Here is a 22,314-nt window from a genome sequence, read left to right on the forward strand (position 1 = left end):
TGTCCACCTCTTCCCATTCCGAACAGAGAAGTTAAGCCCCTCAGCGCCGATGGTACTCCGGTAATACGTGGGAGAGTAGGTCGTTGCCAGTTTTTATCAAAACCTTGATTACAGTGTAGTCAAGGTTTTTTTTCGTCTATACTTTTTTGATCCATAAATATTAGCTCAAAGACTGGATCAGTCGGTAAAGTTGGAGAGATAAACTCGGTAGACAAGTTCGATATTTTTTATTCCAATCATTCAAATTAACCTCAAGGACTTATAAGAGATGGTTATTCACGAAAAAAAATAATGAATTTCGAACAATGAATCTTGAATCACGAAGTGATCTACTACCTCTCCCCCAGAAATACGGAGCGATCTGTTTTATGTACGTTTATTAGCTATCTCATCAATGACATTCTCCAACCCCTGTTTTCATTCTTACCCGTGTCTTTATTGAGTCATTTCCTGCATTTTACCCTCAAGTAACATGGCTTACCACGGATTGGAAAATCCTGAATCGTAATCTCATCATAAAAGCCTTTGGAGGTCAACTTATCCCCTTTAAACTGTTCGGGGTGAATATTCTTCTCTTCTAGGTAAATGAAATATTGCTTCTCCCTTAGCTTCATCGAAACCACTTCGAAATAATCCAACATACCCTCGGCAACAACAAACTCAATAACTCCTTTTCCAATGCTCATTTTTCTGGCAAAGAAAATTAATTATAACATCCCCCCAGAGATACAGACTGATCCGATACGAGCTGTACTGTCCTCCGAGATAGAATGCTAGGTTTTGTTTTGGTGTTAATTTCTGAGGTATACTATTTCGATATTTGCCATAGTCAAATAACTGGCTGGATACGCTGAAACACTGGTTTCTAAGTCGGATACACTAAAGTAAAAACCTACACTCCAGAGTGTTATTAGAAGGAAGGTTATATTGTGTTTTTTATTTTGTATTGGCATTGGTGGTGCGAACCATTTCTTAACAAGATGATCGTGTGTTTTTGATATTATTTTGCAAGAAGAGGTGTGCTAAATTAACCACGTGTCTTTTTAAGATAATTACATCTGTAGTCATTTGATCAGTCGTAGGGTAAAGTCGTTGAGGATATTCATGTAGATATTGTAGTAGTCGTAGGGGAGAAGGTGTTGGTCTTCGTCTTTAGACATCTGTAGAAAATACTGGATGTTGCCGAGTGACGCCCAGTCGTGGAGCATGTCTGGGCCTTTGGTTTTTTTGACAGGGTCTTCGAGTTTGTAGTATTCTTTGAGGGCGCGATTTTGTAAGGCATTGCTATGGAATGACTCTAGGCTAAGTCCTCGTACACTTCCCATGACGGGGGATTTGATATTGTAGGGAGTAGTGTCTTGGGTATTGATTACTTGCTCATCGAGGGAGAGGATTTTGGCTTTCTGTCTGGCTTTTTGCACGATGCTTTTCAGGCCACCAAAGGAATTAATTGTCTGCGGATCGAACTGTAGAAAATGTGTGTGTCTATCGGGATCGGAAAAGAGACTGTCTCCTCTGTCATTGTCCAGTAGGAAAACTGACTGTTCGGGCTGGTTCGTGGCATGGAAGAGGCGCATTTCTTTATTTTTCCATAGGTACCACTCTATCGTTCCTGCAAATAATCCTTTGTAACCTAGCTCATGGAGTGTGTCAGCGATATCGTTGCAGTATATGTTTTCGGTATTGTAAAAGTAGCTGGTATGGTAATCAAAGGTAGATTTGAGTAGTTTTTGGTGTGTTTTGATATCCGAGATGAACTCTTTAAAGGAGTAGATAGAAGCGAGGCTGTGATGGTAGGTGCCTCCCAGCAGGGATAGTTTGCCTTGTTTTAAGGCTTTTTTGATCAGGGTGATGGTTTCTGGGTCGAATTTAGACATCAGCGTGATGAAAGAACCTGACAAGTAGAGTGAGATCGGCGTGTCATCCTGAGTAGTTAGCTGAACTGCCTCATGGAGGGTCTCACGATGTTGCCCCTGATAGGCAATCATGAAATTCTCTTCTGACTGGATGGGTTTGAAGTAGGGGTTTTGATGCCCTATATCAAAAAGGGTAAATGACTCCAGAGAGTAGGTGAAATCAAAAATCAGTGCTAGGGATAGTGTTTTGTTCATGAGGTGGTAGACTCAATGATACGCATTATTTTTTTGTTGGAGTTATCCCATGTCAGTGTATCAAGTAGCGATTTGTTTTCGCTAGCGATATGGTGCGCTACTTTTTCGTTTTTGAGCAGGGATACGATGTGTCTGGCGAACTTGTCACTGTCGTCGAAATCTGCTGTGAGCGCGCTGGTCAGTACCTCAGACGCACCAGAGTTTTTGGACAGTACCATGGGGACTTTGGCAGCAGCGGCTTCTAGCGCTGTGAGACCAAACGGTTCGGATACCGAAGGCATGCAGTATACATCTGCCATGGCGTAGGTCTTGATCATATCTGGTTCCTGTAGGTAGCCTGTGATGTGAAATCGACTGGCGACTGCTGAGTGTGCGCCTGCTTCGATGAGAGATTTGTATAGGTCACCTTCTCCTGCCATGATAAAGCGGCTGTTAGGGTAGAGCTCATCTACTTTTTCGGCGATTTCTAAGAATTTAGTAGGTCCTTTTTGTCCGGTCAATCGACCAACGAATAGGACGATTTTTTCTTTGAATGGACTTTTGTATGATGGGTAGTCTTGCTGTTTGCATCCATTGTGTACTACTTCTATTTTGTCCTCAGGGATCCCATAGTGGCTATTGATGATGTCTTTGGAGTAGTGACTGACGCAGATGATCTTGTCTGCTTTTTGGAAGGCTTCTTTTTCCAAGTCAAAAACCCATGATCCTGCATTTCCGCAGTTACGGTCATAGTCCAAGGAGTGTACATGTAGGATGAGTGGTTTGCCGAGTTTACGTTTTATGTCTATGGCTGCTCGGAAGGTGATCCAGTCGTGTGCATAGACCGCATCATAGTCTACTTGGCCAGCAGCCTCTGCGATTTGATTCGAAAAATCATTGAGTTGGTTTTGCAGTTTAAGGGCTTCTTGTTTGTTGGGTGTACGACTGGTGTTTTGATCACTCCAGTAGGGAGAGATAGCCGTCTCGATGTTGACTTTAGAGATTTCGGAGATAACGTTGAAATCGCTGAAGTCCGCTAGGTTTACTCTTTGTTTGGAGAGGGAAATATTGTTCTCGATAGCGTCTAACGCTTCCATGTCATCTGGCTGTATAATGGTTAGCGTGCTGTGATGCGAGAGGTATTGGGAGATTTCATGAGCGGCGATACCGAGACCGCTATTTTTAGCGCTAGGCTCGCCAGGTCCTAGCATAAGGATTTTTAGTTTATTCATGAGATGGTTTGGTTGAAGGTGGATAACCTTGGCAGAAAAGTCCGTTTATCTGCCAAGGTTAGGATTAGTTTTTAGAGCGTTAAAACACAGTTTTGCTCATTGGAGACGCGATTGTCAACATAGCGATCCGCTTCTTCTTCGTTGACCCACTGTGTCCCGTTGACCAAATAGCGGTACTCGTAGCTAACGTCTTTAGGTAGTTCCATGACGAGTTTGAAGTTGCCATTTTTCATTTTTGTAAAAGGATTCTCTTGTAGGCTCCAATTGTTGAAACTGCCAGAGAGTGAAATGTTCTCTATGCCTTTTGCTTCTTTTTTGTTGATCGTCCAAGTGACCTTGCATAGATCCTTGGATTTGAAAAATTGCTTTTTAATACTCATGATAGAAGAGGGTTTAGTTTATAAGTACTTCGTTGAAATTGATCGAAAGTTTCAGTTGTAGCACGCCGTTTACCATTTCGCTATCTGCAAGACATTCCTTGCCATCTACCATGATGGAGTTGGGTTTGTCATCCAGTCCATGGAACCTGCCAATGTACTGGTGGTATTCCGTATCAAACTGTCCTTCGCAGGATTGTTTGATTTTCCATTTGCTCATGTCCGATGGGGTAGAGACGAATGTCTTGACAGAGCACTGTCCGTCTTTGTATTCATAGCCGTCGCCTTTGTCTTCGTAGAGTTTCGATATTGTTTCTACAAAAGGTTTGTAGAAGTTGAGCGTGAGCTCCTCGACGATAATCTCACCGACATATTGCATGGTAGGTTGTTCAGGAATCATGGCACCTGCACGTACAAATAGCGGGATCTGGTTAAGTGGGGCAGATACTTTGATTTCTCGCTGTCCTTCTTCGATCGCACCTGTCCAGTAGTTGTACCAGTGACTTTTAGGTAAGTACATGAGTCTACTGACAGCTTTCTCCTCAGAGATCGGACAGATCAAAAGATGATCACCCAGCATGAATTCTTCTTCCCTGTAGAAGGTCTCAGGATCGATGTGCGCCTCCATGTGTAGCGAGCGTAACATTGGTATGCCTGAAGTACTGTACTGCCAAAAGGTCGTGTATATGTAAGGCAAGATACGGTAACGCATCTCGATGAACTGGCGGACGATATCTACATATTGCGCATCGAATTTCCAAGGCTCTTTGTCTCCATGGTCTCCAGAAGAGTGGGTACGAAAGAAGGGGTGGAAAACCGCCATCTGTATCCATCGCGTAAAGAGCTCGCCGTTGGGTGAGCCGATGAATCCGCCTACATCTGATCCCGCAAAAGAAATCCCTGATGAACTGAGTCGCTGACATTGAATGTTGGCTAGTTTGAGTTGTTCCCAGCTGGCAGAGTTGTCTCCTGTCCAGACCGATGCATACCGTTGTACACCCGCATAGGCTGATCTAGTGATGGTAAAGGCTCTTTTGTTGTCTAGGTAGCGTTGCTGTCCTTCGCAGGTAGCCTGTGCCATCAATGACCCATAAACGTTGTGTGCTTTGCGGTGGCTACATGGGTGTCCATCAAAGTCGAAGCGAACATCATTAGGAAAGGTGCCATCCTCGAAAGTCGCAGGTTCGTTCATATCGTTCCATACCCCGTCTACTCCGTCATGGACGAGTCCTTCGTAGAGCGTACCCCACCATTTTCGCGTGAGTTTTCTCGTGAAATCAGGGAAGTGACATGGTCCAGGCCATACACTCGCTTTGAGGAGTGCGCCATCCATGCGTTTGCAAAAGTGATTGCCTTTTCTACCTTGTTGGTAGACTTTGTATTTCTTGTCGATTTTGATACCTGGATCGATGATCACGACAGTTTTGAATCCATCTTTTTTCAGGTCAGCGATCATTTTTGTTGGCTTAGGAAATTTCTGCTTATCCCAAGTAAAGCACCTGAAGCCATCCATGTAGTCTATGTCTAGGTGAATGACATCACAGGGAATTTTGCGACTTCTGAATTCCTCGCCCAGTTTTCGCACGACGGATTCTGGATAATAGCTCCATTTACTCTGGTGGTAGCCTAGCGCCCATTTAGGTGGTAATGCTGCTGTACCTGTGAGGAGAGTGTATTTCTGCGCCACATCTATGAGTTTTGGCCCATAGATGAAGTAGTATCGCATCTCCCCACCCTGTGCCCAAAAGCTACAGGCATTGTCCCTTTCCTTACCGAAATCAAAAAAGCTGCGGAATGTATTGTCCATGAATATGCCATAACCTATTTGGCTATGCTGGCCCATATAGAAAGGGATGTTCTTGTAGACAGGGTCCGTATCATTGCCATAGCCATAGCAGTCCGTACCCCACAGTTCGCGTTTGGTACCGATCAAGTTTAGCTTGCCAGTCTTGTCTCCGAGCCCGTAGAATTTTTCTCCTTTGTGGAGCACTTTCGTGCAAATATTGATGGTGCCCCCGTGGTACTTGTGATCTTGCCAGTGGTAGCCTTTTTCGTCTTGGAAGACTACGGTGCCTACTAGGTTGGTGATTTTGACGGAGAGGTTTTCTTTATTGATATAGCAGCGGAGCGTGGTAGTTTTGATAAGGAAACTTGCCTTGAGTTCCTCAAATTTGTATTCGGTACTACTAGGCTCGAATGCAGGATCTATCGCATAGGAAAAGTCATCTTCGAAATAGCCGTCATTACCATGTCGAAACTTGATGATGTCCTGATGCACTACCGTAACCTCTAACGAAGCACCCGTGCCATGGATGATGAAAGCGTCATTCTTCTTTTCCCAAGAGGCGTATTTGCCTGAGTAAAACTCCTCTGCATCCTTGCCTTTGAAATTGTCAATATAGTTGCCTGAAAAATCACTTGATTTATCTACAGGTATGGTTCCCCCTGAAATTTCTTCCATTTTCAATTCATTTAATTGAAACAAATATACTTTTTCCTCAACTCTATCTCTTTGATTTAGTTGCCGCCCAGATTAATAATGTGTGAAATTTTCACTTCTCATAAAAAGAGCTTTTCTAATCCTCCATCTTGCATTAAAAAGATAGTAGATATAGGGTAACATTATTAAAATAATAATGGAATAAACAGGGATTGACAGAATAAGAAGAAGTGTCGGTGGTATTTTGATGCTTTGAAACTGTCAAACCGCATATAAATTACAAATAGTGCCAGTGCAGGGAAAAATGTAAGGCAAAGTTTCTGCCTGTCCGGGAAGACTTATTATCTTTCCCAAATCTCAAACAAAGAAGCATGAGCGGGAGAATCCAACAAAGCAAAGAACCAAAACTAGAAGATAAAATGCTCACCGAAGTGGCTTGGGAGGTGTGTAATCAAGTCGGAGGCATATATACGGTCATCCGATCCAAAGCACCTGTGATGGTCGATAAGTGGAAGGATAACTATCTCCTGCTGGGGCCAAAGATCAACTCTAACGTTAGTTCTGATTTCGAGCCAGATCCATACTCTAATAGCCCGATAGCACAGGTAGCGCGTGAACTCAGAGAGATGGGCTGGGATGTGGAGTTCGGGACATGGCTGGTGTCAGGTAGGCCACAGACTGTTTTGTTGAATCCGCATAGTGTTATGCACGAGTTGGGAAATATCAAATATTACTATTGGCAAAACCATCACATCGAGTTTTCTCATCACGATTCTTTGATAGATGAGGTGATGGCCTTTGGGTATATGGTGCATGAGTTCCTTTCCCGTTTTGCTAGAGTATGTTTGGAGCAAGGGGTGGAGTTGCTGGCACACTTTCACGAGTGGATGGCTGGGACTGCTATTCCTGATATTCGCCGAGAGCAGATTCCTATCAAAACGATTTTTACGACTCATGCAACTTTGCTGGGGCGGTATTTGGCGATGAATGATCCGTATTTTTATGATCATTTGCCATATTTGAACTGGGAGACTGAAGCACGGAACTTTAATGTAGATACTATCGCTCGGCTGGAGCGAGCCTGTGCGCATGGTGCTAATGTGCTGACGACAGTGAGTGAAGTGACTGCCAAAGAATGTGTGCATTTGCTAGGCAGGAGTCCGGAAGCTATTTTGCCGAATGGCCTCAATATAGACCGCTTCTCAGTGGTTCATGAGGTGCAAAATCTACATCACCGTTACAAGGAACAGATCAACCATTTTGTAATGGGACACTTTTTTCAGTCCTATTCTTTTGATCTGGATAATGTCATTTACTTTTTTACTTCAGGACGTTTTGAGTTTAAAAATAAGGGATATGATCTAACCTTGGAGGCACTGGCTCGCCTCAATCATAAGATGAAAGAGCAAAACGTCAACAAGACGGTGGTGATGTTCTTTGTGACCAAGCAGCCTTTTCATAGTATTAATCAGGAAGTAATGACTTCTAGAGCAGTGATGGAGGAGATTGATCACAACTGTGAGTCCATCATGCAACAGTTGAAAAGGCGTCTGTTCGAAGCTGCTGCGGTGAATTCCGATCATCGATTGCCAATACTCAATGAGCTAGTAGATGACTATTGGAAACTGCGCTACAGACGTACCATACAGTCGTGGAAGTCTGATCGACTGCCTAGTGTTGTGACACATAATCTGATCAATGATGGAAATGATCAAGTGCTTAGTTATCTCCGGAGTGCCAATCTACTTAACTATGAGTCTGACAAGGTGAAAATCGTTTATCATCCAGATTTCATTTCCTCTACTAGTCCACTGTTTGGGATGGATTATGGTCAGTTCGTGAGAGGGTGTCATATGGGGATTTTTCCTAGCTACTACGAACCGTGGGGCTATACTCCAGTCGAGTGTCTGGCACGGGGAGTATCTGCTGTGACCTCCGACCTATCTGGGTTCGGGGACTATGTCAAGGGACTACCGATGGGGGATGAGGAACATGGCCTCTATATGATAGAGCGTGCCAATCAAGACTATGATACTGCAGCGGAGCAACTGTCCGAAAAGATGCTCACTTTCGTGATGAGTAGTAGTAGAAAACGAATAGAAACAAGAAATAAAGCAGAGGATCTTTCTGAAGCGTTTGACTGGGTCAACCTGATCAAGCACTATGAGCATGCCTATGACCTGGCATGTGAGAAATTTCCAATAGAAAACTAATAAAACCAATAACCAACAATAACAATGTTGAACGAAGAAGATAAGATATTTATAGCGGAGAGAGGGAGTGATTTGAGCAATGTCGAGCGTCAAATCGAAAATTTCAAGAAAGGGTTTCCCTATCTGGATGTCCAACGTGCAGCTGCTGTGGGGGATGGAATTATTCATCTTTCGGAGGCGCAGGTCGAGGCGTTGACTAAGGAATATCAGGAAGCAAAGGCTGATAAAAAGGTACTAAAGTTCGTGCCAGCATCAGGTGCAGCGACACGTATGTTCAAAGATCTTTTTGCCTTCGTGGCGGATCAAAACCTAGCAGAAAATAAAGCCGCTCAGGTTTTTATGGACGGGTTGGCCGATTTTGCATTTTATGATGAGCTCTCATCGTATTTTGAAGATATCAATGCTGCGCCAGCGCACGAAGTAGTGGACAAATTACTGTCTGATGAAGGAATGGAATATGGCTCTTTGCCCAAAGCACTTTTGCAATTTCATCCATACGAAAAAGGTGCTCGCACACCACTGGAAGAGCATTTCGTGGAAGGCGTGCACTATGCACAGTCAGGAGATGGAGTGGTGCATTTGCATTTCACGGTATCGCCGCAGCATTTGCCCAAGTTTGAAGATTTGGTCGGAAAGGTAAAGCCCGGGTTTGAATCAGCGTTTGGGGTTACTTTCGACATTACGTTTTCACAGCAAAAGGCATCTACCGATACCATAGCTGTAGATCATGCCAATGCGCCATTCCGTGAGGATAACGGCACGATACTGTTTCGTCCTGCCGGGCATGGAGCCTTGCTAGAGAATCTTAATGATCTGGATGCAGATATTATTTTCATTAAAAACATAGATAATGTAGTACCTGATCGTCTCAAGGCGGATACTTATGCATATAAGCAGGCCTTGGCAGGACTACTCGTAGGCTATCAAAACGAGGTTTTTGGTCTATTGAAAGATGGTATAAATGATCCTGTAGCAGTCGCCAAACAGTTGGATGAAAAATACTTCTTGAAAACAAGTGTTGGGTTTGCTGATCTGTCAAAGGATGAGCAAGTTGCTGAATTGAAGACCAGACTCAATCGGCCGATTCGGATCTGTGGAATGGTCAAGAATACGGGAGAACCAGGCGGAGGGCCATTCTGGGTCAAAGAGTCCGACGGTAGTGCATCGCTACAAATCGCGGAGACTGCACAGATTGATTTGGAAAATGCAGAAAAGTCTGCCATGCTTAAGAATTCTACACATTTCAATCCTGTAGATCTTATCTGTGCGACCAAAGATTATCAAGGGAAGAAATTTGATTTGCTACAATACCGTGATGACGAAACGGGCTTTATTACGAGCAAGTCAAAGAACGGTAAAGATCTGAAAGCGATGGAGCTACCAGGTCTATGGAATGGAGCGATGGCGAAGTGGAATACGTTGTTTGTCGAGGTTCCGATCTCTACCTTTAACCCCGTCAAAACGGTCAATGATCTACTCAAAGAAACCCATCAATAAGATTTAACAATTTTTAACCGCCAGATGGAAGGGATGGTTTTTGGCTGATTGAGCCCTGTGGAGGGCTTTTTGTCGTGTTTTGAGATGAAGTCTATTGTCGTGTAGGGTGAAAGTCCTTGGTCAAGGCGGGCAATGTATTTCAAAAAATAGCCAAGTCTTTTACATTTGTTGAGTTTTGAAGAAAATAGTGAATAGCTAAATAATGGAAACAAGCGCAAGTACAGAAGAGAAGAAAGATCTACAGCAGAAAGTAAAACAAGTTTATGATGAGGTAGGTAAGGTCGTGGTAGGACAGCAGTACATGGTTAACCGCCTAATGATAGGACTGTTTACCCAAGGGCATATTTTGCTCGAAGGTGTGCCTGGTTTGGCCAAGACTCTTACAGTCAATACCCTCGCCAATGTCCTGCATTTGGACTTCAAAAGGATACAGTTTACGCCAGACTTGTTGCCAGCGGACTTGATCGGTACGATGATTTACAATCAGAAGGCGTCTAACTTCGAAGTGAAGAAAGGGCCGATTTTCTCAAATCTGATTTTGGCAGATGAGGTGAACCGGTCTCCTGCCAAAGTGCAATCTGCACTCCTAGAGGCGATGCAAGAGAAGCAAGTAACGATAGGTGAGACTACTTTTCAGTTAGATAGACCGTTTCTAGTGCTAGCAACTCAAAACCCGGTAGATCAGGAAGGGACGTATCCACTGCCAGAGGCACAGGTCGATAGATTCATGATGAAAGTCCATGTAGATTATCCATCCAAAGAAGATGAGCTAGAAATCATGCGTCGTATGTCGAATATGAAGTTTGATAATAAAGTAAACACCGTCCTATCGAAAGAAGATATTTTTGAAATCAGAAAGGCGATTAATGAAGTTAACCTTTCAGAGTCACTAGAGAAATATATCATCGAATTGATTTTTGCGACACGTGATCCTAAAGCGTATGGCATGGAGCAGGAGGCGAACTATATCCAGTTTGGTGCTTCACCACGTGCATCGATCAATTTGAATCTAGCTGCTAAAGCGGTAGCTTTTTTGGACGGGAGAGATTTTGTATTGCCAGAGGATATCAAAGAGGTAGCAGGTGATGTGCTTAATCACCGTATCATTCTTAACTACGAAGCAGAAGCGGATGGAGTCACGACTCAGGCGTTGATAAAAACACTACTGAATAAAATCAACGTTAATCGATAAAAATAAAGCAATATGGAGAGTTGATAATACTCTCGAATGATATGAAATAACGAAGCGCCTCCTTGGAGGCGCTTTTTTTATGATCGCTTCACAAATTCTTAACACACGTAAAGAAGCCGTCACAATGCATCAACCTTCTTTAACATAAACATAACCAGTTCGTGCATCATGGTCTGGTCGTCCTGATTCAGTTTTGCGAAACAAAATTGAAACTATACAATTGGAATATTTAAAAATTAAAACAATGAAAAAGTTATTATCTCTTTTAATGATGGGTGGTGTCATGGGTTCTATGATCTCATGTTCTGAAGACGATTCTCCGAGCTTGACTCCTGAAGAGAAACAAACAGAAGTGATTGCTGCTTCACAAGCTGCTGTTGATGCTCAAGCTACTTCTGATGCAACTGCAACAGGTGCTAGCGATTTGACAGTATTTGACGGATGGACATTGGCATATAATGCAGGGCAAATGGGGTCAGCTCGAAAAGCAGCTGATGCGATCAAAGTAGTTGAAGTTACTACAGTTGATGTGACTGCAAACATAAGCGAAGATGTAACGTGGAGTGCAGATGTTATTTATGTGTTGAAAGCGAGAGTAACTGTCCTTGATGGTGCTACATTGACTATCGAACCAGGTACTGTTATAAAAGGAGATGCGTCTTTAACAGGGGCGAATGCTGCTGTATTAATGATCGCTAAAGGTGGTAAAATCATGGCAGAAGGAACTGCTGAAAACCCAATTATCATGACTTCTTCTGATGATGATATCACTCCAGGTCAAATGACTGGAACTACCCTTGATCAAGATGACAAAGGGAAATGGGGTGGACTCGTGATCCTAGGTAAAGCACCTGTAAGTGCTAAAACGGATAATCCACAAATCGAAGGTGTAGATGCAGAAGATACCAACGGTCAGTATGGTGGAGACAACGCTGCTGATAACTCAGGCGTAGTGAAGTATGTGTCTATCAGACATGGTGGTGCTCAAATTGCTGAAGGTAGTGAAATCAACGGGTTGACACTCGGTGGTGTAGGAAACGGTACTACTATTGAAAACATAGAAATCTATGGTAACTCTGATGATGGAGTTGAATTTTTCGGTGGGACTGTTGATGCGACTAATGTTCTAGTATACGCTGTAGGTGATGATGGATTGGATGTGGATCAGTCTTACGCTGGTACTGTTGACAACTTCGTAGTGTATGTAGATGGAAATTCTGATGAAGGATTGGAAATCGACGGTAGAGAGGGAGCAATGGATGATACATTTGTATTGAAAAACGGTTCAATCTTGTCTATTGGAGGCGCATCTACGACTGCTGATTTCAAATCGAAAGCAAAAGGATCTGTCACTAATGTAGTATTCGAAGACGGTAAAGTAAAACTTTCTGCTTCTTTCGATGTAGATACTGAGGATTACGAAGAAGAAGAAGATGCTGCTTACAATGTAGCGATGGGAGACTTGACATTCTCTAAAGTAAACACTTCCTCTTTTGAAGTTTACACTTCAAGCTTTGATGAAGAGTAAGAATATTTAAAATCATTTTCTGAATTAGAAAGGCGCTTATACTTTGGTATGGCGCCTTTTGTCGTTTGGATGCTCTGACCTCTTCCGTACGTTACCTGTGTTATCGTATTTTATTTAATATGTTATGTTAATGTTATCTAGAGTCGCTTTTGCTTTTCATATCATAAATAATTGATAAACTGTAAAGCTGATTCTCAGAGACGTCTCCCTCTAAATTTGCGGCAGATTTAGAAAATTCAGAAAATGAAAAAGATTTTATTAGCAACGCTTTTGGTATGCCTAGTTAGTATAGCCTCAGCGCAGAATGGTTTCCTTAGAGGTAAGATTATTGATGGAGAGACGGGAGAAGGGCTATTTGGAGCGACCGTTACGAAACAAGGAACTACACAGGGTTCTGTCGCTGATTTTGATGGTAACTTCTCTTTGAGTCTACCAGCGGGTACGCACACAGTAGTGGTGCAGTTTATTTCCTACCAATCAAAAACCATAGAAGGAGTAGAGGTCGTAGACGGAGAGGTGACAAATCTCGATGTGACTATCTCAGAAGATGTACAGCAGCTAGAATCTGTAGTCGTGACCGCAGAGCAGATTAGAGACAATGATGTAGCATTGCTTTCTGTTCAAAAAAAATCAGTAAACACAGTGGATGGTATTTCTTCTGCGGCTTTTAAGAAAGTAGGAGATAGTAATCTGTCATCTGCTATGAAAAGGGTGACTGGAGTGACTGTGCAGGGAGGAAAATACGTCTACGTAAGAGGTTTGGGAGATAGATATACCAAGACCTCTCTCAACGGTATGATGATCCCAGGGCTTGACCCAGATCGGAATGATGTCCAGATCGATATTTTTCCTACAGGCGTTCTTGAGAACGTTATGGTTTATAAGACCTTCACGCCTAACCTCAATGGTGATTTTGCAGGCGGGTTGGTAGATATACAAACCAAGGCATTTCCAGATGAGGAGTCAACATCCATTTCTGTCTCAATGGGTTACAATCCTGATATGCACTTCAAATCAAACAGCGTGAGTTATAATGGGTCATCTACTGATTTTTTAGGATGGGATAATGGACAAAGAGAGTTGCCTATCGCTAAAGGTACAGAGATACCTACATTGCCAAATGACTTTGTAGCAGAGACTACTCGAAAGTTTGATCCGACACTGGGAGTAAGTAGATCAACTAGTTTTATGAATACTGGATTATCATTTTCTCACAGAAATCAGATTCAAAGAGAAAAACTGACATGGGGATATAACGCAGTATTGAGTTATAAAAACACGAATATTTACTATGAAGGTTTTACTAGAAAAAGGTATGAAAAGGATCGCACCTCTAGTGAAGTGTCTTTGGAAAGAGACTTTAGTGCAGTGGGAGACTTGAGTGCTAACAATGTGCTATGGAGCGGTTTGCTATCTTTGGCTGCTAAAACTGATAATCATACGATTGGGACTAATCTACTGCACACGCAAAATGGTGTTTCGACAGCACTGGAGAGAGAGATGAGGTTTACAGCACTAAACAATCCTACCAATATCAACAATGATATTTTGGCTTACACCCAGCGTTCAATGACTAACAATATCACCTATGGTAAGCATCAGTTTAATAAGTTGAGAGTCGATTGGTCTAATTCACTTTTGTATTCTAAAATAACAGATCCAGACTATAGAGACACGAGAATCAATGAGGATGATGGTTCTTATGGTTTTAGTAATGGGGGTGCAATGAATCGATTTTGGAGAGGTTTGACCGAAGTTAGTGAAAGTTTTAAATTAGACTTTACTTATGAACTCAACGAAAGTAATAAAATAAAATTTGGAGGACTAGGGACGGTTAGAAGTCGTGAATTTAAGGTGTATAGCTATGATTATGATCCTTTGGAGGCGTTCCAAGTAGAGTACAATGACCCTAACTGGTTGTTGCATGAAGAGAATCTATATTCATCTAGCAACCCTGATGGATTGTATATTCAGGATAATAGTAATGAATATAATAACTATGAAGGGAAGCAAACAATCCTTGCAGGGTATTTGATGAACGAGATGCAAATTACTACTAAGCTAAAGTCGATTTATGGCGTAAGAGTCGAAAACGCAAGGATGTATTACACAGGTGTGAGATTGCTAGAGGATAATTCGCAGAAACTCGAAGAGAATACTGAGACGCTGAACGAAACGAATTTGCTACCTTCAGTGAATTTTGTATATGCTTTACAAGATGATATGAACTTGAGAGCTTCTTTTAACAAAACATTGGCTAGACCTTCTTTTAAAGAAAAGTCATCTGCATTTATTGAAGATCCAATTACTAGAACACAGTTTTCAGGGAATCTGGATGTGAAACAAGCGCAGATATATAATTATGATCTTCGCTGGGAGTACTTCTTTTCTGCCAATGAGATGGTGTCTGTATCTGCCTTCTATAAGGATTTTACGGATCACATTGCTTTGGTTTTCTTCCCTAATAACCCAGGTCAGTTGAAACCGAGAAATGTGGGTGAAGCGGCAGTATATGGTACTGAACTTGAGTTGAGAAAGAATTTGATGTTTATCAGCCCAGTGTTAGAAAACCTATCGGTAGGGTCGAATCTCTCACTGATTGTGTCAAAGGTCAATAGACAAACAGTAGTTGTCAATGAAAATGGTGATTCAGAATATGATACTGAGGTTTCATATCAAGGGTCAGAAGATGGCGTGGAAAAGTATAGAGATATGACAGGTCAATCTCCATATGTCGTTAATGCCTATATGAGTTATGAAAACAATAGACTCGGCTTATCAGCTAACGTGTCTTACAACGTTCAAGGGGAAACGCTTACCTTTATTGGAATATCTAATGTGCCTAATGTTTATACTAAACCATTCAATAGTTTAAACCTTAAAGTATCAAAGGATTTAGGTAAAGATAGAAAATCAACTATTAGCTTAACGGCTAAGAATCTTTTGAAAGCTGAGAATAAGATGGTGTACCAGTTTGGTAATGAGGAGGAATTGTTTTCTCTCTACAAGCCAGGAAGATTGTTTAATCTAAAGTATACCTACAACTTCTAAATAAAACACCAAAAACCAATCTACCCTAAGATAGGCCGATTCATCTCTGATGGATCGGCTTTTATTTTATCTGCTTGAGAGAGGTTTTGAGTGCATCGAGTTGGCGCTGACCTGCTTCTAGCTGTGCGGCTAGCTTATCCGCATGAGGAGAGTTTCTACGCCTGAGGCGGTGGAGGTCTTTGCTAGTTTTGCGATTGGCTCGTTCCTGTTTGTCGATTTGATTCTGTAGGATAGTTGTGTAGTATTCTATTTTGAAATCAATCAAGAGGAACTTCAAATCCTTCTTTAAGGCAGTACTTTGTTGGGGATTCAAACTCTCGTCTGCTGGTGCGACCATGAGTAGTGGTCCGCGGTAGTCTCCCTTTTCCAGTTTGGAGACGAAGGTTACAGGTGTGTTTGCATCTCCTTTGGCAGGTAGTGTGAGGGTGTAGTGTGTCTTGTGGTTGTATATGTAGGTTTTTGCTTTAATATAGCGCCACCACACTTTTTTGACTTGCTTGTAGGGGAGGGTAAATCGAGTACTGTATCCTTGATAGTTTTGACCTCCTACTGTGAAGTGGCTCTCCGTGACATTGAGGGAGTAGTTTTGAGCATTCAGACTCGTCGAATGGGAAGCTATCAGTAAAAGAGTTAGCGATAATAAATATGTAGCTTTCATTCGTGAGATCATTACAGAAATCGTGCCTAGGTGTGGATTCAAATATAGAGTGCAATTGTATAATTCAAGTTCTATTGATCCATTTTATACGTGGTTGACTAATAAACTACTGCTGAGAGTGCATAAATATTGTCTTATTTCACTATTAGCCAATATCCTATTTTAGGATGTACAGATAGCTTTTGGTATAGGTGAAGCAAGGGATTAGAGTTAGATTAGAATGCAAAGATATAATTTGATTAAAGTCCTGATAATTCCAATATTGAACTATTTTTGCCACTTGTCAAACCTGCATTGCTTAGTGTATTTCTGCTTGGCTTTGAGTGGTTTATGGAAAATTATTTGATTTAAATATTTAGATACGTCTGAATACATGAGTAAAACAGCTCCCTTAACAGCTAGATTGAAATATGCTTTTGATAATTATATATCAAAAGGTACAGGTACATTGATAGGAGGATTAGCTCTTCTTACGTTGGTATTAGTATTTATTCTAGCCGTGATCCTCATTCTTTCGGGGATACATCCTGACCAATCTATTTCGTTCACCATCTTTGATTCCTTATGGGAAAACATGATACACATGCTGGACCCTGGTACACTAGGGGATACAGATAGTGACTGGGGTATGCGTAGTTATCTGCTCTTCGTGACACTGATTGGGGTAGTGGTATTGTCTACACTTATTGGTTTGGTGTCCAATGGTATCCTGACCAAAATAGAGGAGTTAAGAAAGGGACGTTCATTTGTTATAGAAAGAAACCATACACTGATCTTAGGTTGGTCTTCTAAAATATTTACTATCATTTCGGAGCTGATTGAAGCAAACGAAAATTTGAAAGAAGGCGTCATTGTTATCCTTGCAGACAAGGATAAGGTGGAGATGGAAGATGAGATCAAATTGAAAGTCGGAGATACACGTAATACACGTGTGATCTGCAGAACGGGTGATCCTATTGATATAGATGATATTCATATTGCGAACCCGTTCGATTCTAAGTCTATCATCATCCTAGATAAGGATAACGAGAACTCTGATTCACAAATTATAAAAACGATCGTAGCGATCGTGACAAACCCTAGGAGAGAAGAGTTGCGTTCTGAGCCATACCACATTACTGCGGAGATTACTGATAGTAAAAACCTTGAGGTGGCTAAGATGGTAGGTAAGGATGAGGTCGAGTTGATTTTGTCAGATGATTTCATCTCTAGAATCATGGTACAGACTAGTAGGCAATCGGGACTGAGTGTAGTCTATATAGAGCTCATGGATTATGATGGTGACGAGATTTACTTCACAGACGAAAAGACAGAAGTGCTGGTAGGTAAGACCTTTAGAGACATCATATTTGCTTATGAGAAATCTGCCATCATGGGGATTCAGTTTGCAGATGGTACAGTGGCTATTAACCCACCGATGGATACGGTTTTTAACGATGGAGACAAAGTTATTGGTATCACTGAAGATGATGATACGCTAATTCCTTCTGGGCGAACTGACTATGAGATTGATGAGTCTCGTGTCGTACACCCTGATGACCCGAGTCAAGCAGATGAAAAAATTCTTATTATCGGATGGAATGATCGTGCAAAGAACATTATTAGTGAGCTCGATCAGTATGCACCGTTTGGTTCTACGCTGAAGATCGTGTCAAAATTTGAGGATCCTATTCCTGTCATAGAGAAGCTCAAATCAAATTTGAAAAATTTGTCTGTTGAGTTTGTCAAAGCAGAAACTACGGAAAGAGAGACGCTCGAAAACCTTAATATCCCTAGTTTCGATTATATCATGTTGCTATGTTATGAGCAGCATTTCCCTGTACAAGAGGCGGATGCACAGACGTTGATTACCCTGCTTCATATCAGAAGTATAGCAGAGCGTACGGAGAAACATTTGAATCTCGTGAGTGAGATGATCGATATGAAAAACCGTCAGCTCGCAGATATTACCAGTGCGGATGACTTTATTGTTAGTGATAAGCTACTTAGTCTATTGATGACTCAGGTGTCTGAGAACAAGTTTTTGATGCGTGTGTTCGAGGATTTATTCGATGCAGATGGTTCGGAGATATACATCAAGCCTGCCAAGGAGTATGTGACTCCTGGTAAGCCTGTCAATTTCTATACTGTGCTTGAATCTGCTGCCCAGCTCAATCAAGTAGCAATAGGCTACAGAATCTTAGCAAACAGCAGGAACGTCGAGAAGCAGTATGGTGTAGTTGTCAATCCTGACAAGGCAGAATATATCAACTTTACTGAGAAGGACGAAATAATAGTTCTATCCGAGGATTAATTCTCAGATAGAACTTAGTGCCCTTCTGATTTCTCTAATAGCCTTATTTCTATAGCTCTCCTTGGTGGTAGTACCTGCTATACGGTTGATGTATTGCATGATGTCTACTTTTTGATCTACATTCAACGTGTGGATCTTTTTTGCAATTTCTGATTCTAATGCCGGAAGATTCATCTTTTTAGTTGTTTTTGGTGGTCTTCAAAATAAACGAGAAATAAGGGAATTTGTCTGTCCACCGTGATTATCAATGTATTACAAAATAATGTTCAATATTAGGCTAAAGCGATGTTCAATTACATCAGTGAATTACCTAATTATAAGTTTACTGAATACCACTTATTTAGCAAGGTTTCATTCGTAATGATGAAATAATGATAGGTAGTTTCTTTGTCCAGATAAGGAATGGATATATCTTTGAAGCTCAACTAAAACACTACAGAGTTATGGCAATGTTAGGCTTAATCATCGTGTTGTTTGTGGCGGCAATTGTATGTGCATTTGTCCTGCCAAACGAAAAAGTAAGTAACCACGAAAAAGACTGGGACGTTTGATACTTTCCAGTCTTTTTTATTTCCCTTCCCTTTAGTCTTTCTAGTGTTTTCTCATATCTTTTTTTGGAGTAAATTCGTTTTACTTTCAAAATAGTATTCTATGAGTATCAAAAACACTACCTCCCAGATTCGTCTTCCTTTGTTATTATGTGTGGCCATTGCTGCAGGTATCTTTATAGGTGCTAATGTTACAGGGGGTAGTAATGATACGGTCAACTCTCGAAAGAGTGCTTTCAAGTTTCGAGAGATACTCAACTATATCGACGAGAACTATGTAGACGAAGTAGATCAAGATGAACTAGTCGATGATGCGATTGTTGCAATGCTCAAAGATCTCGACCCTCATACCGTTTATATCCCAGCAGAGGAGCAAGAGCTGAGCCACTCTCAGTTACAAGGTAACTTCGAAGGAATAGGGATTGAGTACAATATTTTTAGGGATACAATCTATGTCGTAGCACCCCTCAGTGGAGGTCCCTCAGAGGCTGTAGGGCTGATGACGGGAGATAAAATTATCAAGGTAAATGAAGAGCTCGTAGCAGGTATAGGTATTAGAACGAGAGGTGTGTTAGATAGGCTCAGAGGGCCAAAAGGCTCTCTGGTAACTGTGACTGTGCTACGAAAAAATGTCGATGAGCTTTTAGATTTTGAAATTACGCGTGATAAGATACCTCAGTTTTCTGTGGATGCAGATTATATGATAGATGCGCAGACTGGATATATCAAGGTCAATCGATTTACGGCTACTACATTTGATGAATTTCAGCTGGCTATGTCTCGACTGGAGGAGCAGGGTATGACACAGCTTATTTTGGATCTGACAGGTAACCCTGGGGGATACATGGATAGAGCGATCAAAATGGCGGATGAATTTTTGGCAGGTGATCCTATGATTGTGTTCACGAAAGGAAAGGAGTTTAGATACAATCAAGAACATAGAGCAGGTACAACAGGATCGTTCGAAAAGCAGCCTTTGATCGTACTGATAGACGAAGGGAGTGCGTCAGCTTCGGAGATCGTGTCAGGAGCTATTCAGGACAATGATAGAGGACTGATCGTAGGTAGACGGTCTTTTGGTAAGGGACTCGTACAGATGCCGATCGATCTGAGTGATGGGTCGGAACTGAGGTTGACAATATCCCGCTATTACACCCCTAGTGGACGATCGATCCAAAAGGCATACACGGACGGGATCGATGATTACTACCACGATATCTACGGTCGCTATGAGTCTGGTGAGATGTATAACGCAGATAGTGTCAGTGTGATTGATTCTCTAAAATTTAAGACGGCCAAAGGGCGAATCGTGTACGGAGGCGGTGGTATCATTCCAGATGTCTACGTGCCATTGGATACGGTGGGTAATTCCCCGTATCTAAATAAGCTTTTTACCTCTAACTCTATAAGAGAGTATGCGCTACAGTATTCGGAAGATCACAAGGAGAGACTGACTGATATGGGATATGATTATTATTTTAAGTCTTTTGCTATTAACTCAGCGATGCTCAATGAACTGATCCAAGTAGCGGAAACCAACGATATTAAATACAATGCCAAGCAATTTGGACATTCTAAGGAACTGATAAAGCTCTATGTCAAAGCACAGATAGCTCGTGGTATTTGGAACAACAACGGGTTCTATCCTATTTGGAATCAAACGAGTGAAATATATAATGAAGCCCTTGGCTTGTTTGATAAGGCCAAATCCATAGAGGCTATGTAGTCAGTATCGTCTCAGTGATGAGTCTTTCTACTTGCGTTTCTAGTGAGTAAGATTTTTCTGTAAATAGCGTCTCCTTTTTGTTTCTCATGATGATGGTAGAGCAGCGTGTGCCATAGCCTGCTAGCTCTATAAATAGTGCAGAGAGCGCTTTCTCCATACCATAGGGCACTCCAGTTTTTGGAAGTAGGTTGTCAGCAGCTACTGCTTTGTTTTGGAGTATACTTAATAACTCATCTTGGGACGGCATGTTAAGTGCCTGTATAAACTCTTTTTTTCCTTCGGTTACTTTAGGCCAAGGGGCATCTAGGTACCCATTACTCAATCCATAAATTCCAGGTTCTAGGTGGATGATTTTTTTGGACATGTTGCTATAGTAGCAAAGGGTATCTTTATCTCCCACCAATAGGTTGTATGGATTGTGGTTGAGGTCTTCGCGTTGAATGTTAGCTAGGTAATCCTGAGGGCTGGTGGTGCTATTGAGAAAATCGCTGGTTAGGCCACCTCGTGAGGGGGCATTGTCGGAGATAGCATCCAAATTACGAAAATTCGTGAGTGCTGCAAATCTTCTGTTCGTTGTGGCACCCATCCACGTGCCTCTACCTATGTCGTCTCGTCCGGCAAAGACATGTGGAGCATCTTGCCAGTAGTGTGCGGGTGTTGTGGGGCGTCTGTAGTATTCGTCACGATTGGCAGCTACTATGAGATCAAACTGCGGATGTTGCTGCCAAGAAAGGAAAATTGTGCACATGGAATGTTTTTTCTAAAACCAATAAAAAAGGCTCTGCGTTCCCACAGAGCCTAGTATCTAAATACCGCATGTGGTTATCTGAAATCGATTACCTCTACGTTTGGATTCTTTGCTTTGTTGAAAGTAAAGTCTGCGTCCGTAAGGGAACTGTCCTCTTGGAACGAAACGATGGTGTATACATATCTACTACCTGACTTGTCAAACACTTTGAATGTCTTGAGTTCTTTAGTAGCAGCATTGATTTGCATTCTGATTTTGAAATAGTTTTTGTTCAAATCTTCTGGTACGAGATCTACTACATCCGTTTTTCCACCATCTCTAGATTCTAGGTATAGGTACTTGAACCCGCTTTGGTAGAGTGTGAAGATGTTGGAAAGTGATATTTCTTCTTCTGACTCTTCGAATGGAGCAACAGTAACTTCTCCGTCTTCTTTGAGATAAGTCCAAACGTTCTCTCCATCGAACATAATGTCTTGGCCTTCCATACTGATTTTGTATTGCTCTCCTTTGACACTTACTTTTCCTTTGAAGCCTTCATTGATGTCCGCTTCTGGGTTTTCCATGTTGTAAGTGAAGTCAGCCTTGAAGGATGGGATGTTTTTATATTTGTTACTCATCTCGTCCAAAATGCTTTTGGCTTTAGGGTCTTTTTGTGCAGAAGCTTGCCCTATGAAGAGTACTGACAGCAGTAGGCTAGTGATGATAAATTTCATTGTTTTTT

At 41.7% G+C, this 22,314-nt stretch carries 16 protein-coding genes and 1 rRNA gene; 8 read left to right on the top strand and 9 right to left on the bottom strand.

The genetic code is table 11. The annotated features are described in order from the left end of the window. Positions 1-92, top strand: a 5S ribosomal RNA gene (gene rrf, locus BUB99_RS19835); the annotation flags it as partial. A gap of 351 nt (positions 93-443) precedes the next feature. Here the strand turns inward: rrf and BUB99_RS19840 are convergent. The 5 genes from BUB99_RS19840 to BUB99_RS19860 form a co-directional block, all read right to left on the bottom strand. Then, a complete protein-coding gene (locus tag BUB99_RS19840; RefSeq protein WP_073125691.1) occupies positions 444-686 on the bottom strand; it encodes an ISAon1 family transposase N-terminal region protein in 243 nt (80 codons plus the stop codon). Between the two features lie 378 nt (positions 687-1,064). Then, a complete protein-coding gene (locus tag BUB99_RS19845; protein WP_073125694.1) occupies positions 1,065-2,111 on the bottom strand; it encodes a polysaccharide deacetylase family protein in 1,047 nt (348 codons plus the stop codon). Beyond that, a complete protein-coding gene (locus BUB99_RS19850; RefSeq protein WP_073125696.1) occupies positions 2,108-3,322 on the bottom strand; it encodes a glycosyltransferase family 4 protein in 1,215 nt (404 codons plus the stop codon). The genes BUB99_RS19845 and BUB99_RS19850 overlap by 4 nt, the downstream gene beginning before the upstream one ends. A 71-nt stretch (positions 3,323-3,393) precedes the next feature. Then, the gene (locus tag BUB99_RS19855; RefSeq protein WP_073125699.1) at positions 3,394-3,702 is read right to left on the bottom strand and encodes an isoamylase early set domain-containing protein; all 309 of its coding nucleotides are present in this window, start codon (positions 3,700-3,702) and stop codon (positions 3,394-3,396) included. A gap of 13 nt (positions 3,703-3,715) precedes the next feature. Further along, positions 3,716-6,160 carry a glycoside hydrolase family 31 protein gene (locus BUB99_RS19860; RefSeq protein ID WP_073125702.1) on the bottom strand — a complete coding sequence of 815 codons (2,445 nt, stop codon included), beginning with the start codon at positions 6,158-6,160 and terminating at the stop codon, positions 3,716-3,718. A 350-nt stretch (positions 6,161-6,510) separates the two neighbouring features. On the opposite strand from BUB99_RS19860, the gene BUB99_RS19865 reads away from it, so the two are divergent. The 5 genes from BUB99_RS19865 (at position 6,511) to BUB99_RS19885 (ending at position 15,620) form a co-directional block, all read left to right on the top strand. Further along, positions 6,511-8,352 (top strand): glycosyltransferase, encoded by a 1,842-nt coding sequence (locus tag BUB99_RS19865; protein ID WP_073125706.1) that lies wholly within the window; start codon positions 6,511-6,513, stop codon positions 8,350-8,352. 24 nt (positions 8,353-8,376) lie between these two features. Continuing rightward, entirely contained in the window at positions 8,377-9,849 is a 1,473-nt protein-coding gene (locus BUB99_RS19870) for a DUF4301 family protein (protein ID WP_073125709.1), read from the top strand. A gap of 202 nt (positions 9,850-10,051) precedes the next feature. Continuing rightward, positions 10,052-11,041 (top strand): AAA family ATPase, encoded by a 990-nt coding sequence (locus tag BUB99_RS19875; protein ID WP_073125711.1) that lies wholly within the window; start codon positions 10,052-10,054, stop codon positions 11,039-11,041. Positions 11,042-11,285: 244 nt separating this feature from the next. Further along, the gene (locus BUB99_RS19880; protein ID WP_139281127.1) at positions 11,286-12,569 is read left to right on the top strand and encodes a right-handed parallel beta-helix repeat-containing protein; all 1,284 of its coding nucleotides are present in this window, start codon (positions 11,286-11,288) and stop codon (positions 12,567-12,569) included. 243 nt (positions 12,570-12,812) lie between these two features. Continuing rightward, positions 12,813-15,620: a TonB-dependent receptor gene (locus BUB99_RS19885; protein WP_073125717.1), complete on the top strand. Its 2,808-nt coding sequence runs from the start codon at positions 12,813-12,815 to the stop codon at positions 15,618-15,620. Positions 15,621-15,681: 61 nt separating this feature from the next. Here BUB99_RS19885 and BUB99_RS19890 read toward each other — a convergent pair whose 3' ends face one another. Then, complete coding sequence (locus tag BUB99_RS19890; RefSeq protein WP_139281128.1) at positions 15,682-16,278, bottom strand: hypothetical protein; 597 nt, start codon at positions 16,276-16,278, stop codon at positions 15,682-15,684. Positions 16,279-16,651: 373 nt separating this feature from the next. Here BUB99_RS19890 and BUB99_RS19895 point away from each other — a divergent pair, with 373 nt between their 5' ends. Further along, positions 16,652-18,571: a CASTOR/POLLUX-related putative ion channel gene (locus BUB99_RS19895; protein WP_073125722.1), complete on the top strand. Its 1,920-nt coding sequence runs from the start codon at positions 16,652-16,654 to the stop codon at positions 18,569-18,571. Positions 18,572-18,574: 3 nt separating this feature from the next. On the opposite strand, the gene BUB99_RS20505 is transcribed toward BUB99_RS19895, so the two are convergent. Next, the gene (locus BUB99_RS20505) at positions 18,575-18,745 is read right to left on the bottom strand and encodes a hypothetical protein (RefSeq protein ID WP_158583964.1); all 171 of its coding nucleotides are present in this window, start codon (positions 18,743-18,745) and stop codon (positions 18,575-18,577) included. Positions 18,746-19,222: 477 nt separating this feature from the next. Between BUB99_RS20505 and BUB99_RS19905 the strand changes: the two genes are divergently transcribed. Further along, the gene (locus BUB99_RS19905) at positions 19,223-20,845 is read left to right on the top strand and encodes a S41 family peptidase (RefSeq protein WP_073125727.1); all 1,623 of its coding nucleotides are present in this window, start codon (positions 19,223-19,225) and stop codon (positions 20,843-20,845) included. Here BUB99_RS19905 and BUB99_RS19910 read toward each other — a convergent pair. Next, positions 20,838-21,593, bottom strand: coding sequence for an NRDE family protein (locus BUB99_RS19910; protein ID WP_073125730.1), 756 nt, complete (start codon positions 21,591-21,593; stop codon positions 20,838-20,840). The genes BUB99_RS19905 and BUB99_RS19910 overlap by 8 nt on opposite strands. 74 nt (positions 21,594-21,667) lie before the next feature. After that, positions 21,668-22,306 carry a LolA family protein gene (locus BUB99_RS19915; protein WP_073125733.1) on the bottom strand — a complete coding sequence of 213 codons (639 nt, stop codon included), beginning with the start codon at positions 22,304-22,306 and terminating at the stop codon, positions 21,668-21,670. Positions 22,307-22,314: the final 8 nt, after the last annotated feature.

The organism is Reichenbachiella agariperforans, from assembly GCF_900142205.1.
In the GTDB taxonomy this organism is placed as follows: Bacteria; Bacteroidota; Bacteroidia; order Cytophagales; family Cyclobacteriaceae; genus Reichenbachiella; species Reichenbachiella agariperforans.